Consider the following 17,984-nt stretch of genomic DNA (forward strand, 5'->3'; position numbering starts at 1 on the left):
GCTGATGGCGGCCAGATCTTGCATGAGTCACTCGTAGATCACCGACGTCGAACCCTACCGATACCGCATCCTCCCGGAACCGGCCCACCTATAGAAGCGTCGGCGGGAAATGGGGGTGGGTCAGGAGGTTAGGCGGGCGGTGAGGGTGATCTCGGCGCCGGGCGAGAGCAGGCGGGAGATCGGGCAGTTCTGCTTGGCGGTCTCGGCCAGCTTGGCGAACTGCGCCTCGTCGATGCCGGGCACCGAACCGACAGTGTCCAGCTCGATCCGGGTCACGGTCATTCCGGCGTCGGTCTTGTCGAGGTGCACCTTCGCGGTGGTTTCCACCGAGGTGGGCGTGGTGCCGGCGTCGGCGAGCGCCTTGGAGAAGGCCATCGAGAAGCAGCCGGCGTGCGCGGCACCGATCAGTTCCTCGGGGTTGGTGCCCTCACCCTCTTCGAAACGGGACTTGAAGGAGTAGTTCCCCTCCAGCCCGCCCTTGCCGGTGCGGATCGTGCCGGACCCCTCGGTGAGGTTGCCCTGCCAGCGTGCGGAAGCGGTACGGATAGGCATGCACCTGACGCTAGTCCACCGAGGGTCGGCAGGCGACCGACCGCCCCCGGCCGCGCGGTTGTTCCTCGGCGTCGCGACCCGGCTGTGTCATGATGCGACCCGGACCTCGCGGCGCGGCGGACGCGCGGCGTCCCGGCCACCAGGAGAGGGTGAGTGATGACCCACGACCTCCCCATTCCCCGTCAGGACGACCGCTCCGACGGTGCCAGCGTCATCGAGTGGGGTGCGGAGGACGAGTCGCCTGCGGCCGGTCGGTTCCGGCGGGCCTTCGGCGGCCTCGGCCGGGACCAGCGGGTGCCGGTGCTGCTGGCCGGGCTCGGCGCGGTGGCGGCCCTGGCGTCGCTGCTGGGTGAGTGGTCGACGATCACCATTCCCAACGGCGGACCGGACCCGGACACTCCGCTCCAGGTGATCAGCGGCGTCGCCGACATCGGGCTGGGATCGGCGTACCTGGTCGGGCTGCTCGCACTCGGTGCCGCGGTGGCGCTCGCGGTGCGCGGCACGGACTCCGTCCGGGCGAATGCCCGGGTGGCCGGGTTGGCCCTCGCCGCGGGTGTGCTCGCGCTGCTGGCGACGACCGTGGTGTCCCTCGACGACACCCTGCGACGGAGCATGTTCTACAACACGGAGCTGACCTTCGACGTCGAGTACGGCCGCGGGTTGATCGTCGCCTTCGTCGCCGTCGGGTTGTTCGCCGCCGCGCTCGTCCGGACCTCGCCCGGACCGGCCGGATCCCGGCCAGGGTCGGACGGGTCGCGCCGGCGCGGCCGACGACCGTCGGAGGACGCGGAGCCGGAGGGGGAACGCCCACCCGCGGACATAACCGTCACACCGACGGTGCCCTTCGCCCGGGAGGCACCGCCCGACTGATCAACGACCCAGGTCAAGAGGTCACCTCCGGTGTGTCGCCCGTTGGCACCCGATTCGCCTGGAAGCCATGGTTGCGACCGGTTCTGCGAGGTACGGTTGCTGCCCGCCGTCACGCCGGGTCGCCGCTCGACGAGGTGAACGGCTGGTCGCGACGGCGGCGGGCGAAGGAGGAACGATGACCCGCCCGGGCCTGCCCAAGCTGATCGCCACCGACCTCGACGGGACGCTCGTCCGCAGCGACGACACCGTGTCGGCCTTCACCCACGAGGTGCTCGACCGGGTACGCGCCGCCGGCATCCCGGTGGTCGGCGCCACCGGTCGCGGCCCTCGCCTGACCGAACTGACCCGCAACGACATCCGCGCCGCCGACTTCCTCGTCCTGGCCGGTGGCGGTCGGGTGGTCGACCAGAGCGACCCGGAGGGGCCGGTGGTGCTGCGTGACGAGCGCCTCTCCAGCGAGGTGCTGGCCGTCCTGCTTACCGAACTGGAGGCCGCGGTCGGCCCGCTGACGGTCATGGTGGAAGCGTCGGACGAGCACGACGCGCCGCTCTGGGGCGACTACCACCCCGCGTGGCCCTATCAGGACGCGTTCGAGGTGCGCAGCCGCGCCGAGTGCCTCGCCGGTGACGTGATCAAGGCGTTCGCGCGTACCGCCGATCACCACGTGGACGAGCTGCTGGCCGCCGCCCGGGAGATCATCCCGCCACACCTCGCCACCCTCACCCAGGCGGGCCTGGGCTTCATCGAGATCTGCCCACCCGGGGTGGACAAGGCCTCCGGGCTCAGCGTCATCGCGCAGACCCTCGGCGTGGACCCGGCCGACGTGCTGGTCTTCGGTGACATGCCGAACGACCTGCCGATGTTCGCGTGGGCCGGCTGGGGCCGGGTGGCCGTGGCCAACGCCCACCCGAGTCTGCGCGCGGTCGCCGACGAGGTCACCTTGCGCAACGACGACGACGGGGTGGCGGTCTATCTCGACCGGCTACTGTCCCGGTGATGGATTCCACGCCGCACCTGGTCGCCAGCGACATCGACGGGACACTGCTGCGCGACGACCGCACCCTCAGCGCCCGCACCGCCGCCGTACTGGCCCGGATCTCCGCCCAGGGCACGCCGGTCGTCCTCGTCACCGGCCGACCGATCCGCTGGCTCCGGCTGGTGTACGACCAGCTGGCCGAGCCGCTGCCGGCGGTCTGCGCCAACGGTGCGGTGGTCTACGACCCGACCACCGACGAGGTGCTGCGGGCCGACCCGCTGGCACCGGATCTGCTCGCCGAGGTGGTCCAACGCCTGCGTGCCGAGGTGCCCGGGGTGAGCCTGGCCGTGGAGATCGTCGACGGTCGGCAGATGCGTCACGAGGCGCACTACCCGTTGCGGTGGGACGCCGACGACGAGGCGATCCGAGCCGTGCAGACCGCCGAGGAGCTGCTGTCAGCACCGGCGGTGAAGCTGCTGGCGCGGGCCGGTGAGCAGGACCCCGACCGGTTCACCCGGCTGGTCGCCGCCGCCCTCACCGGGCTCGCCGAGGCCACCCACTCATCACACTCCGGGTTGGTGGAGATCTCGGCGGCCGGGGTGACGAAGGCCGCCGGTCTGGCCTGGTACTGCCACCGCATCGGCGTCGCCGCGCCGGACGTGCTGGCCTTCGGTGACATGCCCAACGACCTGCCGATGCTCACCTGGGCGGGGCGGGCGGTGGCGGTCGCCAACGCCCATCCGGAGGTGCTGGCGATCGCCGACGAGGTGGCCCCGGCGAACTCGTCCGACGGCGTGGCCGCGTACCTGGAGAAGGTCTTCGGGGCGGACTGAGCCGCCCCGGATGCGGCGCGACGAGCGCGCCGCACCCGGATGGGCGGGAGGTCAGAGGTACTGGCCGGTGCTGTGCCCTTCACCGCCCGGCTGACCCATGCCGGGCATCCCCGGCAGCATCGGCCCAGCCGGTCCGCTGGGCAGCGCCTGCCGGCCGGAACGCATCTGCTCCAGCTGTACCCGGGCGGCCATCTGTTGCGCGACCAGCGCCGCCTGGATGCCGTGGAACAGCCCTTCCAGCCAGCCGACCAGCTGGGCGTGGGCGATGCGCAGCTCGCCCTCGCTCGGTGCCTGGTCCTCGGAGAACGGCAGCGAGATCCGTTCCAGTTCCTCCCGCAGCTCGGGGGCGAGCCCTTCCTTCAGCTCGACGATCGACCGTTGGTGGATCTCTCGCATCCGGTGCCGGCTGGCGTCGTCCAGAGGAGCGGCCTTGACCTCCTCCAGCAGCTGTTTGATCATGCTGCCGATCCGCATCACCTTGGCCGGCTGTTCGACCAGGCGCGACGGATCCTCGCCGGATGCGTCGTCGGTCTGCACGGTGCCGACGGGCCGGCCGTCCGGTCCGACCACCACCACGGTTCCGGAGTGCCCGGCACCGTCCCGGTCGGGCTCGTCGTTCTGTCCAGCGGAGAGCGCTTCGGTCATGCCCTCCATCTTTACCCAGCGGTACCCGTCAGCGCCCGCCGGCCCGCTGCTCCGGTACCCGCGCGGCACCCACCTCCCGGGTGCCGGTGAACCGCGCTACCGTCGCCCGATGCCCTCCGATCCCCGCGCGGTGCTCACCCGCCCCGCACCCGAACCGGACGCGACCGTCGCCTACGGCGAACACCCGGACCAGATCGCCGACCTGCGTCGCCCGGCCGGCTCCGGGCCGCCCCGGCCGCTGGTGGTGGTGGTACACGGTGGTTTCTGGCGGGCGGAGTACGACCGGCGGCACACCGGGCCGCTGGCGAGCGCCCTGGCCGCGCTCGGGTACCCGGTCGCCCAGTTGGAGTACCGGCGGACCGGTCAGCCCGGCGGCGGCTGGCCCGGCACCCTGACCGATGTGCTGGCGGGAGTCTCCGCGCTGCCCGGGTTGGCCGAGGCCGCGCTGCCGGGGCGGGTCACCTCGACGCCGCCGGTGCTGGTCGGTCACTCGGCCGGCGGGCACCTCGCGTTGTACGCGGCGGCCCACGCACCCGGTGCCGTCGCCGGGGTGCTGGCCCTCGCGCCGGTCGCCGACCTGACCGAGGCGTACCGGCTGGATCTAGACGCCGGTGCCGTGGCCGCGCTGCTCGGCGGCGGACCGGCCGACGTGCCGGAGCGGTACGCGACCACGGATCCACGGTCGCTGGTCCCCCTGCGACCACGCACGGTAGTGATACACGGCACGCTGGATCAGCAGGTGCCCATCGACCTGTCTCGAAATTATGTGGCTGCCGCCCGCGCCGCGGGCGCCGATATTCGCCTGATTGAGCTGCCAGATTGCGAGCATTTCGGTCTTATCGCCCCTGACTCGTCGGCATGGCCGGAGGTTACCGGCGCGTTGCGGTCTCTGCACGAAGATCATTAGCCATTGACGCAGCGTCGCCGAGCAGGTAGAACGCCGAAGGGGCGGATGCGCCCGGCAACACATTCGAAGGGAACCCGGTGTCGCAGATGAACCGCAGGCGGGCACTCCAGCTGCTGGCCGCGCTCGGTACGGGCGGACTCGTCGCCGCGTGCGGCTCCGACGCCGAGCCGGAGGTCACCAGCACAGAGAGCCCGATCAAGATCGGGCTCATCGCGCCACAGTCGGGTGCGAGCAAGGCCGTCGGCGACGAACTCAGCAACGGCTTCCAGCTGTACCTGGACCTCAACGACGGGCGACTCGGCGGCCACCCGGTCGACGTGATCACGGCCGACGAGGGTGACAACGTCAAGTCCGGGCAGGCCGCCGTCGAGGGACTGCTCAAGCAGGGTGTGCTCGCCCTGACCGGAGTCGCCAGTTCGTCGGTCATGTTCGGCATCAAGGACATCGTGGAACAGGCCCGGGTTCCGTTGATCGGCTCCAACGCCTCGCCTGCGAACCTGCAGAGCGTCGTCTACATCTGGCGTACGTCGTACGTGCTCGACGAGGCGGGCCGGGCGCTCGGCCGCTACCTGAAGGACGAGCTCGCGGCCTCCGACCGGATCGCGACGATCCTGCCGGAAGGGGTCGTCGGGGTCGAGGATGTGCTCCGTGGCTTCCGTGAGGAGTTCGGCGCGTCCGACCCGCGGCTCGCCTCCGAGGTGGTCTGGACCTCCGGCAGCAGCAGCCCCAGCCGGACCGCCTACGTCTCGGACATCAACCGCGCGCTGGCGGGCAACCCGTCGGTCGTCTTCTGCTTCTACTCCGGCACGGCGGCCGTGGAGTTCATCATGCAACTGCGCGACGCCGGTTTCCGGGGTCGGATCTACGCCCCCGGTTTCCTCACCGAGGGTTCGGTACTGGAGGACATCCGGCCGGCGCGCGACGCGCTCGGCATCCGCACCGCCCTGAACTACTCCGCCGACCTGAACAACGCGGCCAACCGCCGGTTCGCCTCGGCGTACCGCAAGAAGCACAACTCCTCCCCGACCACGTACGCGATGGCCTCGTACGACGCGGCCAAGGTGCTCGACCAGGCGATCCGTCTCGCCGGCGCGGCACCCACCCCGCAGCAGGTAAACCTCGCGCTCGGCCGGATCGGGCAGATCGACAGCCCGCGCGGTGCCTGGCAGTTCAACCAGCCGCGTACGCCGCAGCAGAAGTGGTACCTGCGCGAGGTGCAGCGCGACGGCCAGGTGGTGTCGAACGTGCTGGTCAACGAGTTGGCCACGCTCGGCTGACCAGGTCGAAGACAGCGCCGGGCCGTCCCCGGCCAGGGGGCGGCCCTGCTGCTTGACCTGCGCTCAGTACCGCAGTTCGGCAATGCAGCACTTCACGCTGCCGCCGCCTTTCTTCAGCTCGGCCAGCTCCACCGGCACCGGGGTGTAGCCGGCCACCTTCAGCCGACCGGCGAGCCGGGTGGCCTCGCTGTTGAGCACCACGTTGGCGCCGTCGCCGACCAGGTTCAGCCCGAAGGCGAGGGCATCCTCGTCGTCCGCCAGCACCGCGTCCGGGAAAAGCTGGCTGAGCACCCGTTGACTGGCCGCGGAGAAGGCACCGGGGTAGTAGGCGATGTTGCTGTCGTCGATCGAGGCGAGCGCCACGTCCAGGTGGTAGAAGCGCGGGTCGACCAGCCGCAGTGAGATGACCGGCCGGCCGAGCGCCTCCTGCGCCTCGGCGTGCGCCGGCAACTCGGTACGGAAGCCGTGCCCGGCCAGGATCAGCCCGCCGTGCGCCTCCGGCAGGTACGCGAAGTCGCCCTCGCCCTCGTTGGTCTCGTTAGGCGCGATGAACCGCCAGCCCTGCGACTCGTAGAAGGCCCGGTGCGTGGCCGCCTCGGCGGCCCGCTGCTGGTGCTTGAACTGCGCCCCGTAGACCGTGCCGTCGACCATGAACGCGCCGTTGGCCGCGTAGACCATGTCGGGCAGACCGGGCTCGGGTTCCAGCAGGTGCACCTCGTGGCCGAGGCCGACCAGGGTCTCCCGCAGGCGGTCCCACTGCTTGACCGCCAGCTCCGCGTCGACCGGGGCGGTCACGTCCATCCACGGATTGATCGCGTACTCGACCGCGAAGTGCTCGGGGGAGCACATGAGATATGTCCGCTTTCGCGGCACTCGCTGCTGGTTCACGGTGACCAAGGGTAGGTACGGTAGAACTTTGGTAACAGCCGCAAACATTGCTTCCCAGAGGCGGAACATTGCAGATCGACGCCGTTGACCAGCGAATCATTGCGCTGCTCGTTGCCGACGCCCGTGCCTCGTACGCCGACATCGGCACCCGCGTGTCGCTCTCCGCTCCGGCGGTCAAGCGGCGGGTCGATCGACTGCGGTCCGCCGGGGTGATCCGGGGATTCACGGCCATCGTGGACCCGGCCTCGGTCGGCTGGACCACCGAGGCCTTCGTGGAGCTGTTCTGCGCCGGCCGGACCACCCCGGCCCAGATCGGCGCCGCCGTGCGTCGCCATCCCGAGGTGGTGGGTGCGTACACGGTCTCCGGTGAGGCCGACGCTCTGGTGCACCTGCGCGCCGCCGACATCGCACACCTGGAGGAGGCGCTGGAGCGGCTGCGGGCCGAGACGTTCGTGACCTCCAGCCGCAGCACCATCGTGCTCTCCCGGCTGGTCGAGTCCCCGGGCGTCGGCCCCTCCACCGGCTGAAGCCGTAACAGTCGGCTCCGGCTGGAACCGAACGCGGAGTCACCACGTCGAACCGGCCATGAAACGGGGCACCAAGGTCGCCACGACCGGCGGTTCGCTTGTCGTACTCGCTCTGCTCGCCGGCAGCATGGCCGTGTCACAACCCCCGCCGACCGCGCCCGGTCCCACCGGAGCACCGATGGTGCCGGTCGGGCTGGTCTCCTTCGATTCCTGCGCCGACGCCCTCACGGAGCTGCGGGCGGCGGCCACCGCATCGGTCGGCCCGTACGGTCTCGCCGGCGACGAGGAGCTGACGGCGGCCCTCGGCGGCGCGGAGTCGATGGCCCGTACCTTCGCCGGGGCGCCGGGCGACGCCGCCGGCCCGGACGCCGGGGCAAATTACTCGACGACCAACAACCACGAGGCCGGCGCGGACGAACCCGACCTGGTGAAGACCGACGGCCGACGGATCGTCACGGTCACCGGCGGCGTGCTGCGGGTGGTCGATCCGGTCAGCCGCCGCGTCACCGGGCGGCTCGACCTGGCCGGCGGCCGGGAGGAGTTGCGCTGGCAGGAGAACCGGCTGCTGCTGCTCGGCGACCGCGCGCTGGTACTCGCCGAGGACCCGCCGCGTCCGGCCGACGCCCTCCGCTCGATCAGCCGTCCCGGTGGGACCCGCCTACTGCTGATCGACCTGACCGGCCGTCCCCTGGTGCTCGGCACGTACCGCATCCAGGGCAGCACGGTCGACGCCCGGTTGACCGGTGACTGGGCCCGGGTGGCGGTCCGGGCGCCGGCCCGACTGGAGTTTCCGCTGGCGTCCGAGGGCACCGACCAGGTCCGCACCAAACGCAACCGCAAGGTGATCGCAGAGGCCGGTGTCGAGGCATGGCTGCCGGAGTACGAGTGGACCGCCGGACCGGAGCGGCACACCGGTCGGATCGGCTGCGACCGGCTCAGCCGGCCCGACCGGATGACCGGCGCGGCCACCCTCACCGTGCTCAGCTTCGATCTCACCAGCGACCGGCTGGGCGACGGGGACCCGGTCTCGGTGGCCGCCGACGCCGACACCGTCTACGGCACGGCGACCAGCCTGTACCTGGCGGGTCAGCGTCCGGCACCGGTCACCGGCCTGCCCCGCTGGCGGCCGTCGCCGGCCGAGCCGATCACCGACATCTACCAGTTCGACACCGCCGCGCCGGGGCGGCCCCGCTTCCTGGCCGCCGGCTCGGTGCCCGGCCGGTTGATCAACCAGTACGCGCTCTCCGACTGGGCCGGGCACCTGCGGGTGGCCACCACCACCGGCGAATTCCGGGATGACGGCACCGCCTCCGAGTCGGCGGTTCGGGTGCTGCGTCGCGACGACGGGGCGCTGGTACCGGTCGGCGTGGTCGGCGGCCTCGGGCGAGGTGAACGCATCTACTCGGTGCGCTACCTCGGGCCGGTCGCGTACGTCGTGACCTTCCGGCAGACCGACCCGCTCTACGCGCTGGACCTCGCCGATCCGACCGCGCCCAGGGTCACCGGCGAACTGAAGATCACCGGCTACTCCGCGTACCTGCATCCGCTGCCCGAGGAACGCCTGCTCGGTGTCGGTCAGGAGGCCGACCGCCAGGGACGGACCAAGGGCGTACAGGTGTCGCTCTTCGACGTCCGTGACCCCGGCCGGCCGGACCGGCTCGACCAGTGGCACCTGCCCGGCGGGTGGTCCCACGCCGAGCACGACCCGCACGCCTTCCTGTACCGCCCGGACACCGGCCTGGTCGCGTTGCCCGTCGACGCCGGTGTCCGGCTGTTACGCATCAGCGACGACACCATCAGCGAGATCGGCGAGGTGACCCACCCGGTCGGGAGCGACCACGGACGACGGCAGTGGGGACCACCGGTCCGGCGGTCGCTGATGGTCGGCGACGTGCTCTGGACGGTCTCCGAGGCGGGCCTGCGCGCCACCGACCCGGCCTCGGCCCGGAGCCTGGCCTGGATCGCCGCAACCTGAACCTTCCTCCCCGCGGGTGGGGCCCGGTTTCTCGGGGTTTCCGGGCCCCACCCGCCTTGACCTCAACCACGCTTCAAGTGATCGACTCGGCGGGAAGCGGCGGTGAGGGGGAGACATGCGCGCGGTGTGGATCCACGAGTTCGGCGGGCCGGAGAAGCTGGTGCCCGGTACCGCACCCGATCCCGTACCCGGGCCGGGACAGGTGCTGATCGACGTGGTGCACGCGAACATCACCTTTGTGGAAACCCAGTTCCGGGCGACCGGCTTCGGTCCGTCCGGCGCAACCCTGCCGGTGATCCCGGGCAACGGCGTCGGCGGTCTGATCAGCGGCGTCGGGCCGGGCGTCGACCCGGTACTGGTCGACAAACGGGTGGTCAGCGGCACCGGCGGCTCCGGTGCGTACGCCGAGCGGGTCGTCGTCGACGCGACGCTGCCGGTGGCGGTACCGGACGGGATGCCGCTCGACCGGGCGGTGGCCCTGCTCGCCGATGGACGTACCGCGTTGATGCTGGCGGAGGCGGCCGGTCTCCGGCCCGGCGACCGGGTGTTGGTCGAGGCCGCCGCCGGTGGGGTCGGCAGCCTGCTCGTCCAGCTCGCGGCCGGTGCCGGAGCACGGGTGGTCGGGCTCGCCGGCGGTACGGGCAAGGTCGCCCTGCTACCTCGGATGGGCACCGAGATCGCCGTGGACTACCGGGAGCCGGACTGGGTCGGGCGGGTACGGTCGGCGATCGGTGCCGTCGACGTGGTCTTCGACGGGGTCGGTGGCACGATCGGGCGGGACGCGTTCGAGCTGCTCGACCGCGGTGGTCGGATGCTCAGCTTCGGGCTGGCCAGCGGCGAGTGGGCGGGCATCGGCGCAGAGTCCGCCGCCGAGCGGGGCGTGACCCTGATCCAGCCGACGCCGACACCCGCCCAGCTGCGGGCGTACACCGAGCGGGCGTTGGCGGAGGGTGCGGCCGGGCGGTTGCGCGCCGTGATCGGCCAGCGCTTCCCGTTGGCACGGGCGGGCGAGGCGCATGCGGCGATCGAGGCCCGCTCGACGGTCGGTAAGACCCTGCTCGACGTGCGCTGACCACCTTCAGAGGTACATGCCGGTGCGATGCTCGCCGCGTCCCGACTTGTCACCCTCGCCGAAGAACCGCTTGCCGCCGAACTCCCCGTGCAGGCGGTCGTCCAGCTCGTCCGCGAGCCCGGTCATCACCTGCACCGCCAGCATCAGGTGGGTCGGCTGGAAGTTGCGACCGAAGACCGGGATCGACGCCCACACGGTGTCGTCGGCACAGTAGAGCCGGCCGATCGGCATCCGGTTGGTCAGCTCGGAGAGCTTGACGTACAGCCGCTCGGTCGGCTCGACCTCGGTCAGCACCGGAGAGAAGACGTCGACAAGCGGCGGATTGTCCCGCACCCGGACGAAGACCATCGCCGAGCCGGCCCGGATGTTGATGTCACCGTCGGAGTCGACCTGAAGCCGGTCGGAGTCCGACTTGAGCATGGTCGACACGACCGTGCGGACCCGCTCGGCCAGATCCAGCACCTCGGTGTCGGCATCGGTCTCGTCGGTTGCGGCCAGCGCCTTCTCCAGCTCGGTGCCGATCTCCCGGGCCAGGTTCGCCTCGCTGCGGGCGGTCCCCAGTGCCGCTCCGGGGATCGGTTCACCCTTGCCGTCCTCGATCGCGTAGACCAGGAAAGCCGGATGTGGGGCGCCGTAGATGTCGCGCAGGGTGCGGGAGAGCAGCGCGGCCAGCCGGGTGGCCTCGTCCGCCGCGGAATCCAACCCGAACTGGTCCCCCGAACCGTCCACCACGCCCGGCGGTGACCAGCCCAACGCCACCATGTCGGCGACCGCCGCACGGTCCAGCCGGTAGCCCGGTGGCAGAGTGGCGTTGCCCACCGCCCGGGCGGCGAACCGCCCGTCGCTTCGCACCTCGACATAGACGGAGTAGACGGCGTCATCGGTGCCGGAGGCGGTCGGATCGAGGGTCAACGCCACCTCCGCGCCCGGCGGCAGCGTGGACAGCCGCTCCGCCAGCGCCCGGGCGAACTCCCGCCACGCCTGGGTCACCTTCGCCCGCAGGTCGGCCGTGCTCGGCTCGTCGAGCAGGATCGACTCGTGGTGCACCGGCGTGCCGGGCGGTGCCGAGGGGTGGTCAGCCGTCATGATCGCCTCCGTCCGTTCCGGTCACCCTACCCAGCAGGCTGCCGGCACGGATCAGCGCGGACCGTGATCGGACAGCGCTCCGGGCGTCAGCCGTGGTCGGGTCCGGCCGGGTCGGCCCGGGGGTGCGGATCGCCGCCCAGTTCCACCGGCCAGGTGGCGGCCAACCCGGCGAGCCGGGCCCCGGCCACGGCCGGATCCGCGCCACGTCCGACAGCCAGACCGAGCAGGTACGCGGTGACCGGCGCACCGGGCCGCAGCACCTGGTGAGCCACGTCCCGGGCCAGATCCAGCACGGTCGGCACCGGCACCTGTGTCGGGTCGAGACCCAGCTCCGCACAGGCGGCCGTGACCCAGTCGTCCAACACCGTCATCGCGTCCACTCCTCCGCCCGGCGTAGGTCATGCTCAGTGTCGCAGTCGAACCAGGGCTCCGGGCCGTCACCGTGCCACGTCACCTCGCACACCATCAGGTCGGCGAGCAACTCCCGCAGCGGCGCTCCGGCCACGTCACCGCCGCGCCGAACGGTGAGTCGATCCAGAGCGGCCCGCAGGGCGCCCGGCCGCCACACCCCACACAGCGTCTGCCGCTGCCCCGACCGGTCGACGTAACAGGCCCCGTCGAAAACCGCCGCCCCGGTACCCGGCGTCCCGGTGCGCGGCGTCCCCAGGTCCGATGTCCCGGTGCGCGGCGTTCCGATGCTCAGCGGCCCGGGGCTCAGCGTTCCGGTACTCGGCGTGCCGGTACTCGGCGTGCCGGCGTCGTCTGGGCGGTCGACGTCGATGCGGTGCAGACGGCTCAGCAGGTCGCCGACGGCGGGCCGGGTCAGCAGGGGCAGGTCGGCGGCGAGCAGGGCGACGGCGGGTACCTCGGTGTCGAGCAGGGCCAGCCCGGCCGCGACGGCGGCCACCGGCCCGCCGCCCGCCGGCACCTCCCGGGTCAGCCGCACTCCGGCGATCGCCGGCCCGGGGCCGACCAGGATTCGGGGCGACGCATCGGCCACCGCGGTCAGCACCCGCTCACGCATCGGCACCCCGCCGACCGCCAACACCGGCTTGTCCCGCCCACCCATCCGGCGTCCGGCACCACCCGCGAGCACCACCGCCGCGTACGCCGTCATGGCGCCACGGTAGCCGCCCGCACCACCTTGAGAACCACAGCGCCGGGCAGTCATTGGTGGCCGGCCCCCGGGCGGCGCAGGGCGGATCCCTGGCGGCAGCAGGAGGGGTGGGCGGAGGCACCCGTCCGGGGTCGCGCTCGGGGCGGCGGCAGGACGTCCGGCGCTGCGGGGCAGGATGGACGACGTGGGACGGGCTTCGGATCGGCGTGGTGTGGTGCGAGTGGATCTGGACGCGGCTGAGACCGGCCGGCGTCGGGTCCGGCGGCCGGACACGCTCGCCGCCGAGGAGCCGTTGGAGATGCGGGTCGGCCGGGCGGGGCCGGGGCGGCGTCCTCCGCTGGCCGTCACCATGCGTACCCCGGGGGCCGACCTCGACCTGGCCATCGGCTTCCTGTTCAACGAGGGGCTGATCCGCTCCGCGGACGACGTGTCCACCGCGCAGTTGTGTGCCGGCACCGACACCCCGAACACCTACAACGTGGTCGATGTGACCCTGGCTCCCGGCGTACCGGACCCGGTCACCGACCCGACCCGGCACTTCCACACCACAAGCGCCTGCGGGGTGTGCGGCAAGGCGAGCATCGATGCGGTTCGTACCCGGTCACTCTTCGACGTCAGCGACGACCCGCTCAGCGTGCCGGCGGAGTTGTTGGCGGAGTTGCCGCAGCGGCTGCGGGCCGGGCAGCGGGGCTTCGACCGCACCGGCGGACTGCACGCGGCGGGCCTGTTCGCCGCGGACGGTGAACTGGTGGTGCTGCGTGAGGACGTGGGTCGGCACAACGCGGTCGACAAGGTGGTGGGCTGGGCGGTACGCGAACGCCGGCTGCCGCTGAGCGGTCACGTGCTGCTCGTGTCGGGTCGGGCCAGTTTCGAGTTGACCCAGAAGGCATGGATGGCGGGTGTGCCGCTGCTCGCCGCGGTTTCGGCGCCGAGCACGCTCGCGGTCGACGTGGCCACCGAGGCGGGAATGACCCTGGTCGGGTTCCTACGGGAACGGACGATGAACGTCTACACCGGCGGGCATCGGGTCGTCGCCTGACCGGCCTCGGCTGACCGTCAGCGGCGGGACAGCATCTCGAACAGCTCCAGCCGGGCCGCGGCGTCGCGGGCGATCAGGAAGCCGGCGATGCCCAGCACCCAGCCGAGCATGCTGCCGGAGGTGCGGACGATCCAGGCGTTGAGCCGGGCGAGCACCGGCTCCACCCAACTCGGCCAGGCCACCCGCGCACCCAGCAACAGCATCGCCGGCAACACCATGACCAGGCAGTAGCCGACGAGCAGCGCCACGCTGGTGGACACGGCCAGGCCGGAGGTGGTGAGCAGACCCAGAGCGCCGAGGTACGGCAGCATCGTCGCCACCTCGGCCAGCGCGGCGAACAGCGCCAGCCCCACCAGCCAACGCGACGACGAGTCACCGGCGGTCACCCGGTCCCGCCAGCGCAGCACCCGACCCATACCGGCACCACGCTTGCCGTCGTAACGGAAGCTCAGCACGAACAGACCGACCCCGAGCACCAACTGACCCCAGAGCACCGGCCGGTTGTCCAGCGCACCGCCCAGCAGCTCGGCCAGCCCGCTGCCACCGAAGTACAGCAGCAGGCCGACCACGAAGTAGAAGCCGGCGATGGTGCCGAGGTAGATCATCACCCGCCGGACGCTCACCGGCCCCGAAGCGAGCAGCAGCCACACCGGGATGAACAGGGTGCCGATGCTGGTGCTGTCCATCAGCGCCAGGCCGATGAGGGACAGCAGCAGGGCAACGCTCATGCCGTACCAGCGGCAAGCTCGGGCATGCGGCGATTATCCAGCACCGCCGCCCGGGCGGTGACCCCGGTGCAGAGCGGTCATCGTGGGCGCCGTCGTGGGCGCCGCCTCGCCCGGCGGCGCGCTCTCGGCAGCCCGGTCGCCGGCCAGCCGTCCAGCCGGGACGGAGGCACGCCCCGGCGGAGCAGATCGTCGAGCAGCACGGCGAGCGAGTAGTCGGGGTGCTCGGCCAGCACGCGTTCCAGTGCCACCGCCGCCAACGCGCCCTGCCCGTCGCGCCAGGCGGCGAACGCGAGCAGGGAACCCGGGGCGGCGATCAGCTCCCGCTCGGCCCGGCGCAGCACCTCCGCCCAGAAGGCGACGTCCTCGTCCCGGCCGTCGGTGCGCTCCCAGGCATGGTCGCGTACCGGCAGGTGGGTGAGGAGCAGGCAGAGCCAGGCCACCTCGTCGTCGGTCAGTCGCTCGCCAGCACGGTGCCGGCGCAGCGTGGCCCGCAGCGCCGCCGTGCCGGCCGCCCGCAGTGCCCGAGCGCCGAGCAGGTCGGTGGCGGGTGCGGCGGCCAGCAGGTCGGTGAGCCGTTGCTCCGCCCGCGCGACCGCCGACCGCATCGTCTCCCCGCCGGCCGGGGCCACCTGCGCGGCGAGTGCCGCCCGGTCCGGCAGGGCCACCTGTCCGGCGAAGACCGCCGCTGCGGGCACCGCGCTGGCCTGCGGGTCGTACGGGGTGCCCTCCGGCGGGCAGCACTCCGGCTCCTCGCAGAGGTAGGACCACCACCGCCCGTCAGTGACCCGCAGCGCGTCGAGCACGGTCAGCCCCGCCTCGGCCAGCGCGGCCCGGACCGCGTCCACCGCCGGGGTCACCCGGGCGGCCGGACCGTACCCGACAACTGTGGCCGAGTCGGCGCCCTGCCGGGCGGTCACGGCCGCGATGTGCTGACCGGGCTCGTAGGGGTCGGTGTCGCCGGGCAGGTCGCCGCGCGCGGCGAAGACGATCCGCTTACCGGACAGCGCCACCACCACGATGCTGTCGGCGGGATGGAAGCCGAGCAGGTACGGCACGGCGGCGATGAGGTCGGCGGGAGAGCGTACGGACAGTCGGGGCAGCTCGGTCGAGTTCATGCAGGCAGCCTGCGAGCCAGGGATCGGGCGGCGCTGCCCCTGTGGACGACACGCCGTTCATCCACAGCTACGGAGCGTAGTTTCCCAGCTCACCCCCGATCGACTACCCGCCCACCCCCGAGCACCGCCGAGCCCGGGACGGTACGAGGGATGCGCGATCGACGTGATTGCCCTCGCTTAGCGATACCTTGCGGGGATGGATCTGGCGTACCTGCGGGCGCATCCCGAGCAGTTGCCCACCTTCCTGACCCATCAGCGGATCCGGGAGACGCCGGTGTCCGGCGGCGACATCTGCGCGGCTTCCCGGATGACCCTGGACGACGGTCAGTCGGTGTTCGCCAAGACCTGGCCGGAGAATGCGGGGCGGCCGGTGCCGGAAGGTTTCTTCGCCGCCGAGGCGGCCGGGCTGCGCTGGCTCCGCGAGGCCGGTGCCGTCGCCGTACCGGAGGTGCTTGTCGCCTTGCCGGAGCTGTTGGCCCTGGAGTGGATCGGGCCGGGCGAGCCGGGTCGGGAGGCCGCCGACCAATTCGGCCGGGAGCTGGCCGAGCTGCACCGGGCGGGTGCGCCGGCGTTCGGCGCGCGTTGGCCGGGGTTCATCGGCGCGCTGCCGGCGGACAACACGCCCGACGACGGTCCGTGGCCGGAGTGGTTCGCCCGGGCCAGGCTGCTGCCCTACCTGCGCCGATCGGTCGACGGTGGAGCCCTCACCAGCGCCGACGCCACCCTGGTCGAGCAGGTCATCGCCCGGATCGACGAGTTCGGGGGTGACGAGCCACCTGCCCGCGTCCACGGTGACCTCTGGCCGGGCAACCTGCTCTGGAGCGATGACGACCGGGTCTGGCTGGTCGACCCGGCGGCGCACGGTGGGCACCGGGAGACCGACCTGGCCCAGTTGGCGCTCTTCGGCGGCCCCCCGCACCACGACCGGATCATGGCGGCGTACCAGGAGAGCTGGCCGCTGGCCGACGGGTGGCGGGACCGGGTGCCGCTGCACCAGCTGCATCTGCTGCTCGTGCACACCGCGCTCTTCGGTGCGGCATACCGCGATTCGGTAACCAGGAGCGCTCGGGACGCCCTGAACGGGACAGGTCGCGCTACCGTCGAGCGGTGAGCCTGCCCCCGCCCACCGCCCTCGTCGACAGGTACGGCCGCGTCGCACGGGACCTGCGGGTGTCCCTGACCGACAAGTGCAACCTGCGCTGCACCTACTGCATGCCGGCCGAGGGCCTGCCCTGGCTGGCCGGGCCGCAGCTGCTCACCGACGACGAGGTGGTCCGGCTGATTCGGGTCGCGGTGTGCCGGCTCGGGGTCGACGAGGTGCGGTTCACCGGTGGTGAACCGCTCATCCGTCCCGGTCTGGTGGGCATCGTCGAATCCGTCGCGGCGCTCGACCCGCGCCCCCGGATCTCGCTGACCACGAACGGCATCGGCCTGGACCGGCTCGCCCCCGCGCTACGCACCGCCGGCCTGGACCGGGTGAACGTCTCACTCGACACGCTGGACCGGGAACGCTTCACCCGGCTCACCCGCCGGGACCGGTTGGCCGGTGTGCTGGCCGGCCTGGCCGGCGCGGCCGCCGCCGGGCTCACTCCGGTGAAGGTCAACGCTGTGCTGATGCGCGGCATCAACGACGACGAGGCACCGGCGCTGCTGCGCTTCGCCCTCGACCATGGCTACGAGCTGCGGTTCATCGAGCAGATGCCGCTGGACGCACAGCACGGCTGGGACCGCGCCGCCATGGTGACCGCCGACGAGATCCTGGCCGCGCTGCGTGCCGCGTACGACCTCAGCCCGGACCCGACCGAACGCGGCGCCGCCCCCGCCGAGACCTGGCTGGTCGACGGCGGTCCGGCCCGGGTCGGCGTGATCGGCACGGTGACCCGGCCCTTCTGCGGCGACTGCGACCGGACCCGGCTCACCGCCGACGGGCAGATCCGCAACTGCCTGTTCGCCACCGAGGAGTCGGATCTGCGCGGCGCGTTGCGGGCCGGAGCCGACGACGAGGAGCTTGCCCGCCGCTGGCGGGCCGCGACGTTGCGCAAGCGGGCCGGGCACGGCATCGACGACCCGTCCTTCCTGCAACCGACCCGGCCGATGTCGGCCATCGGAGGCTGACCGTGGCGAGCGTCACCGTCCGATACTTCGCCGGGGCGCGGGCCGCGGCCGGCCGCGCCGAGGAAACCACCGCAGCGGGCCGGTCGCTTGACGAGTTGGTGGCTGAACTGGCCGAGCGGCACGGCGGGCGGTTGGTGCCGGTACTGGCGGTGTCGAGTTTTCTGATCGACGGCGTCACCTGTCATGATCGGCAGAAGCCGCTGCCGGCTGGGGCGACGATCGACGTCCTGCCTCCCTTCGCGGGCGGTTGAGGGGGATCCAC

20 protein-coding genes are annotated in these 17,984 nt (G+C 72.3%); 12 read left to right on the top strand and 8 right to left on the bottom strand.

Annotated elements, in window-relative coordinates:
• Positions 1–120 precede the first annotated feature (120 nt).
• Positions 121–552 carry an OsmC family protein gene (locus AB0J93_RS12015; RefSeq protein ID WP_363920934.1) on the bottom strand — a complete coding sequence of 144 codons (432 nt, stop codon included), beginning with the start codon at positions 550–552 and terminating at the stop codon, positions 121–123.
• A 156-nt stretch (positions 553–708) separates the two neighbouring features.
• Between AB0J93_RS12015 and AB0J93_RS12020 the strand changes: the two genes are divergently transcribed.
• From AB0J93_RS12020 to AB0J93_RS12030, 3 genes are all read left to right on the top strand, one after another.
• Complete coding sequence (locus AB0J93_RS12020; RefSeq protein WP_363920936.1) at positions 709–1,422, top strand: hypothetical protein; 714 nt, start codon at positions 709–711, stop codon at positions 1,420–1,422.
• Between the two features lie 175 nt (positions 1,423–1,597).
• Positions 1,598–2,419, top strand: coding sequence for an HAD family hydrolase (locus AB0J93_RS12025; RefSeq protein WP_363920938.1), 822 nt, complete (start codon positions 1,598–1,600; stop codon positions 2,417–2,419).
• Positions 2,419–3,231, top strand: a complete 813-nt coding sequence (locus AB0J93_RS12030; RefSeq protein ID WP_363920940.1) for an HAD family hydrolase — start codon at positions 2,419–2,421, stop codon at positions 3,229–3,231. The genes AB0J93_RS12025 and AB0J93_RS12030 overlap by 1 nt, the downstream gene beginning before the upstream one ends.
• A gap of 51 nt (positions 3,232–3,282) precedes the next feature.
• Here the strand turns inward: AB0J93_RS12030 and AB0J93_RS12035 are convergent, their stop codons facing one another.
• Positions 3,283–3,885 carry a bacterial proteasome activator family protein gene (locus AB0J93_RS12035; protein ID WP_363920942.1) on the bottom strand — a complete coding sequence of 201 codons (603 nt, stop codon included), beginning with the start codon at positions 3,883–3,885 and terminating at the stop codon, positions 3,283–3,285.
• A 100-nt stretch (positions 3,886–3,985) separates the two neighbouring features.
• Here AB0J93_RS12035 and AB0J93_RS12040 point away from each other — a divergent pair, with 100 nt between their 5' ends.
• Complete coding sequence (locus tag AB0J93_RS12040) at positions 3,986–4,783, top strand: prolyl oligopeptidase family serine peptidase (RefSeq protein WP_363920944.1); 798 nt, start codon at positions 3,986–3,988, stop codon at positions 4,781–4,783.
• Positions 4,784–4,860: 77 nt separating this feature from the next.
• Positions 4,861–6,060 carry an ABC transporter substrate-binding protein gene (locus tag AB0J93_RS12045; RefSeq protein ID WP_363920946.1) on the top strand — a complete coding sequence of 400 codons (1,200 nt, stop codon included), beginning with the start codon at positions 4,861–4,863 and terminating at the stop codon, positions 6,058–6,060.
• Between the two features lie 63 nt (positions 6,061–6,123).
• On the opposite strand, the gene ddaH is transcribed toward AB0J93_RS12045, so the two are convergent.
• On the bottom strand, positions 6,124–6,957 hold the full coding sequence (gene ddaH, locus AB0J93_RS12050) for a dimethylargininase (protein WP_363920948.1): 834 nt from the start codon (positions 6,955–6,957) through the stop codon (positions 6,124–6,126).
• A gap of 59 nt (positions 6,958–7,016) precedes the next feature.
• Here ddaH and AB0J93_RS12055 point away from each other — a divergent pair, with 59 nt between their 5' ends.
• The 3 genes from AB0J93_RS12055 to AB0J93_RS12065 all read left to right on the top strand — a co-directional run bounded on the left by AB0J93_RS12055 (position 7,017) and on the right by AB0J93_RS12065 (position 10,522).
• Positions 7,017–7,475, top strand: a complete 459-nt coding sequence (locus AB0J93_RS12055) for an Lrp/AsnC family transcriptional regulator (RefSeq protein WP_164448819.1) — start codon at positions 7,017–7,019, stop codon at positions 7,473–7,475.
• Between the two features lie 58 nt (positions 7,476–7,533).
• Positions 7,534–9,450, top strand: coding sequence for a beta-propeller domain-containing protein (locus tag AB0J93_RS12060; protein ID WP_363920951.1), 1,917 nt, complete (start codon positions 7,534–7,536; stop codon positions 9,448–9,450).
• Positions 9,451–9,565: 115 nt separating this feature from the next.
• Positions 9,566–10,522, top strand: coding sequence for a zinc-binding dehydrogenase (locus tag AB0J93_RS12065; RefSeq protein WP_363920953.1), 957 nt, complete (start codon positions 9,566–9,568; stop codon positions 10,520–10,522).
• Positions 10,523–10,528: 6 nt separating this feature from the next.
• Here AB0J93_RS12065 and AB0J93_RS12070 read toward each other — a convergent pair whose 3' ends face one another.
• The 3 genes from AB0J93_RS12070 to AB0J93_RS12080 all read right to left on the bottom strand — a co-directional run bounded on the left by AB0J93_RS12070 (position 10,529) and on the right by AB0J93_RS12080 (position 12,725).
• On the bottom strand, positions 10,529–11,608 hold the full coding sequence (locus tag AB0J93_RS12070) for a hypothetical protein (protein ID WP_363920955.1): 1,080 nt from the start codon (positions 11,606–11,608) through the stop codon (positions 10,529–10,531).
• A gap of 86 nt (positions 11,609–11,694) precedes the next feature.
• A complete protein-coding gene (locus AB0J93_RS12075; protein ID WP_363920957.1) occupies positions 11,695–11,979 on the bottom strand; it encodes a DUF6457 domain-containing protein in 285 nt (94 codons plus the stop codon).
• Positions 11,976–12,725 carry an NTP transferase domain-containing protein gene (locus AB0J93_RS12080; protein WP_363920959.1) on the bottom strand — a complete coding sequence of 250 codons (750 nt, stop codon included), beginning with the start codon at positions 12,723–12,725 and terminating at the stop codon, positions 11,976–11,978. Before AB0J93_RS12080 ends, AB0J93_RS12075 begins: the two co-directional genes overlap by 4 nt.
• 184 nt (positions 12,726–12,909) lie before the next feature.
• Here AB0J93_RS12080 and fdhD point away from each other — a divergent pair, with 184 nt between their 5' ends.
• Entirely contained in the window at positions 12,910–13,764 is an 855-nt protein-coding gene (gene fdhD / locus AB0J93_RS12085; protein ID WP_363920961.1) for a formate dehydrogenase accessory sulfurtransferase FdhD, read from the top strand.
• Positions 13,765–13,781: 17 nt separating this feature from the next.
• On the opposite strand, the gene AB0J93_RS12090 is transcribed toward fdhD, so the two are convergent.
• A complete protein-coding gene (locus AB0J93_RS12090; RefSeq protein ID WP_363920963.1) occupies positions 13,782–14,492 on the bottom strand; it encodes a GAP family protein in 711 nt (236 codons plus the stop codon).
• Positions 14,493–14,569: 77 nt separating this feature from the next.
• Positions 14,570–15,607 carry a DUF4192 domain-containing protein gene (locus tag AB0J93_RS12095; RefSeq protein WP_363920965.1) on the bottom strand — a complete coding sequence of 346 codons (1,038 nt, stop codon included), beginning with the start codon at positions 15,605–15,607 and terminating at the stop codon, positions 14,570–14,572.
• Between the two features lie 196 nt (positions 15,608–15,803).
• Here AB0J93_RS12095 and AB0J93_RS12100 point away from each other — a divergent pair, with 196 nt between their 5' ends.
• From AB0J93_RS12100 to AB0J93_RS12110, 3 genes are read left to right on the top strand one after another with little or no spacing between them, the layout of a single operon-like run.
• Positions 15,804–16,718 (top strand): fructosamine kinase family protein, encoded by a 915-nt coding sequence (locus tag AB0J93_RS12100; RefSeq protein ID WP_363920967.1) that lies wholly within the window; start codon positions 15,804–15,806, stop codon positions 16,716–16,718.
• The gene (gene moaA, locus AB0J93_RS12105) at positions 16,715–17,722 is read left to right on the top strand and encodes a GTP 3',8-cyclase MoaA (protein ID WP_363920969.1); all 1,008 of its coding nucleotides are present in this window, start codon (positions 16,715–16,717) and stop codon (positions 17,720–17,722) included. The genes AB0J93_RS12100 and moaA overlap by 4 nt, the downstream gene beginning before the upstream one ends.
• Positions 17,719–17,973: a MoaD/ThiS family protein gene (locus AB0J93_RS12110; RefSeq protein WP_363921519.1), complete on the top strand. Its 255-nt coding sequence runs from the start codon at positions 17,719–17,721 to the stop codon at positions 17,971–17,973. The genes moaA and AB0J93_RS12110 overlap by 4 nt, the downstream gene beginning before the upstream one ends.
• Positions 17,974–17,984: the final 11 nt, after the last annotated feature.

Origin of the sequence: Micromonospora sp. NPDC049374 (assembly GCF_040677165.1) — a bacterium.
GTDB lineage: Bacteria > Actinomycetota > Actinomycetes > Mycobacteriales > Micromonosporaceae > Micromonospora.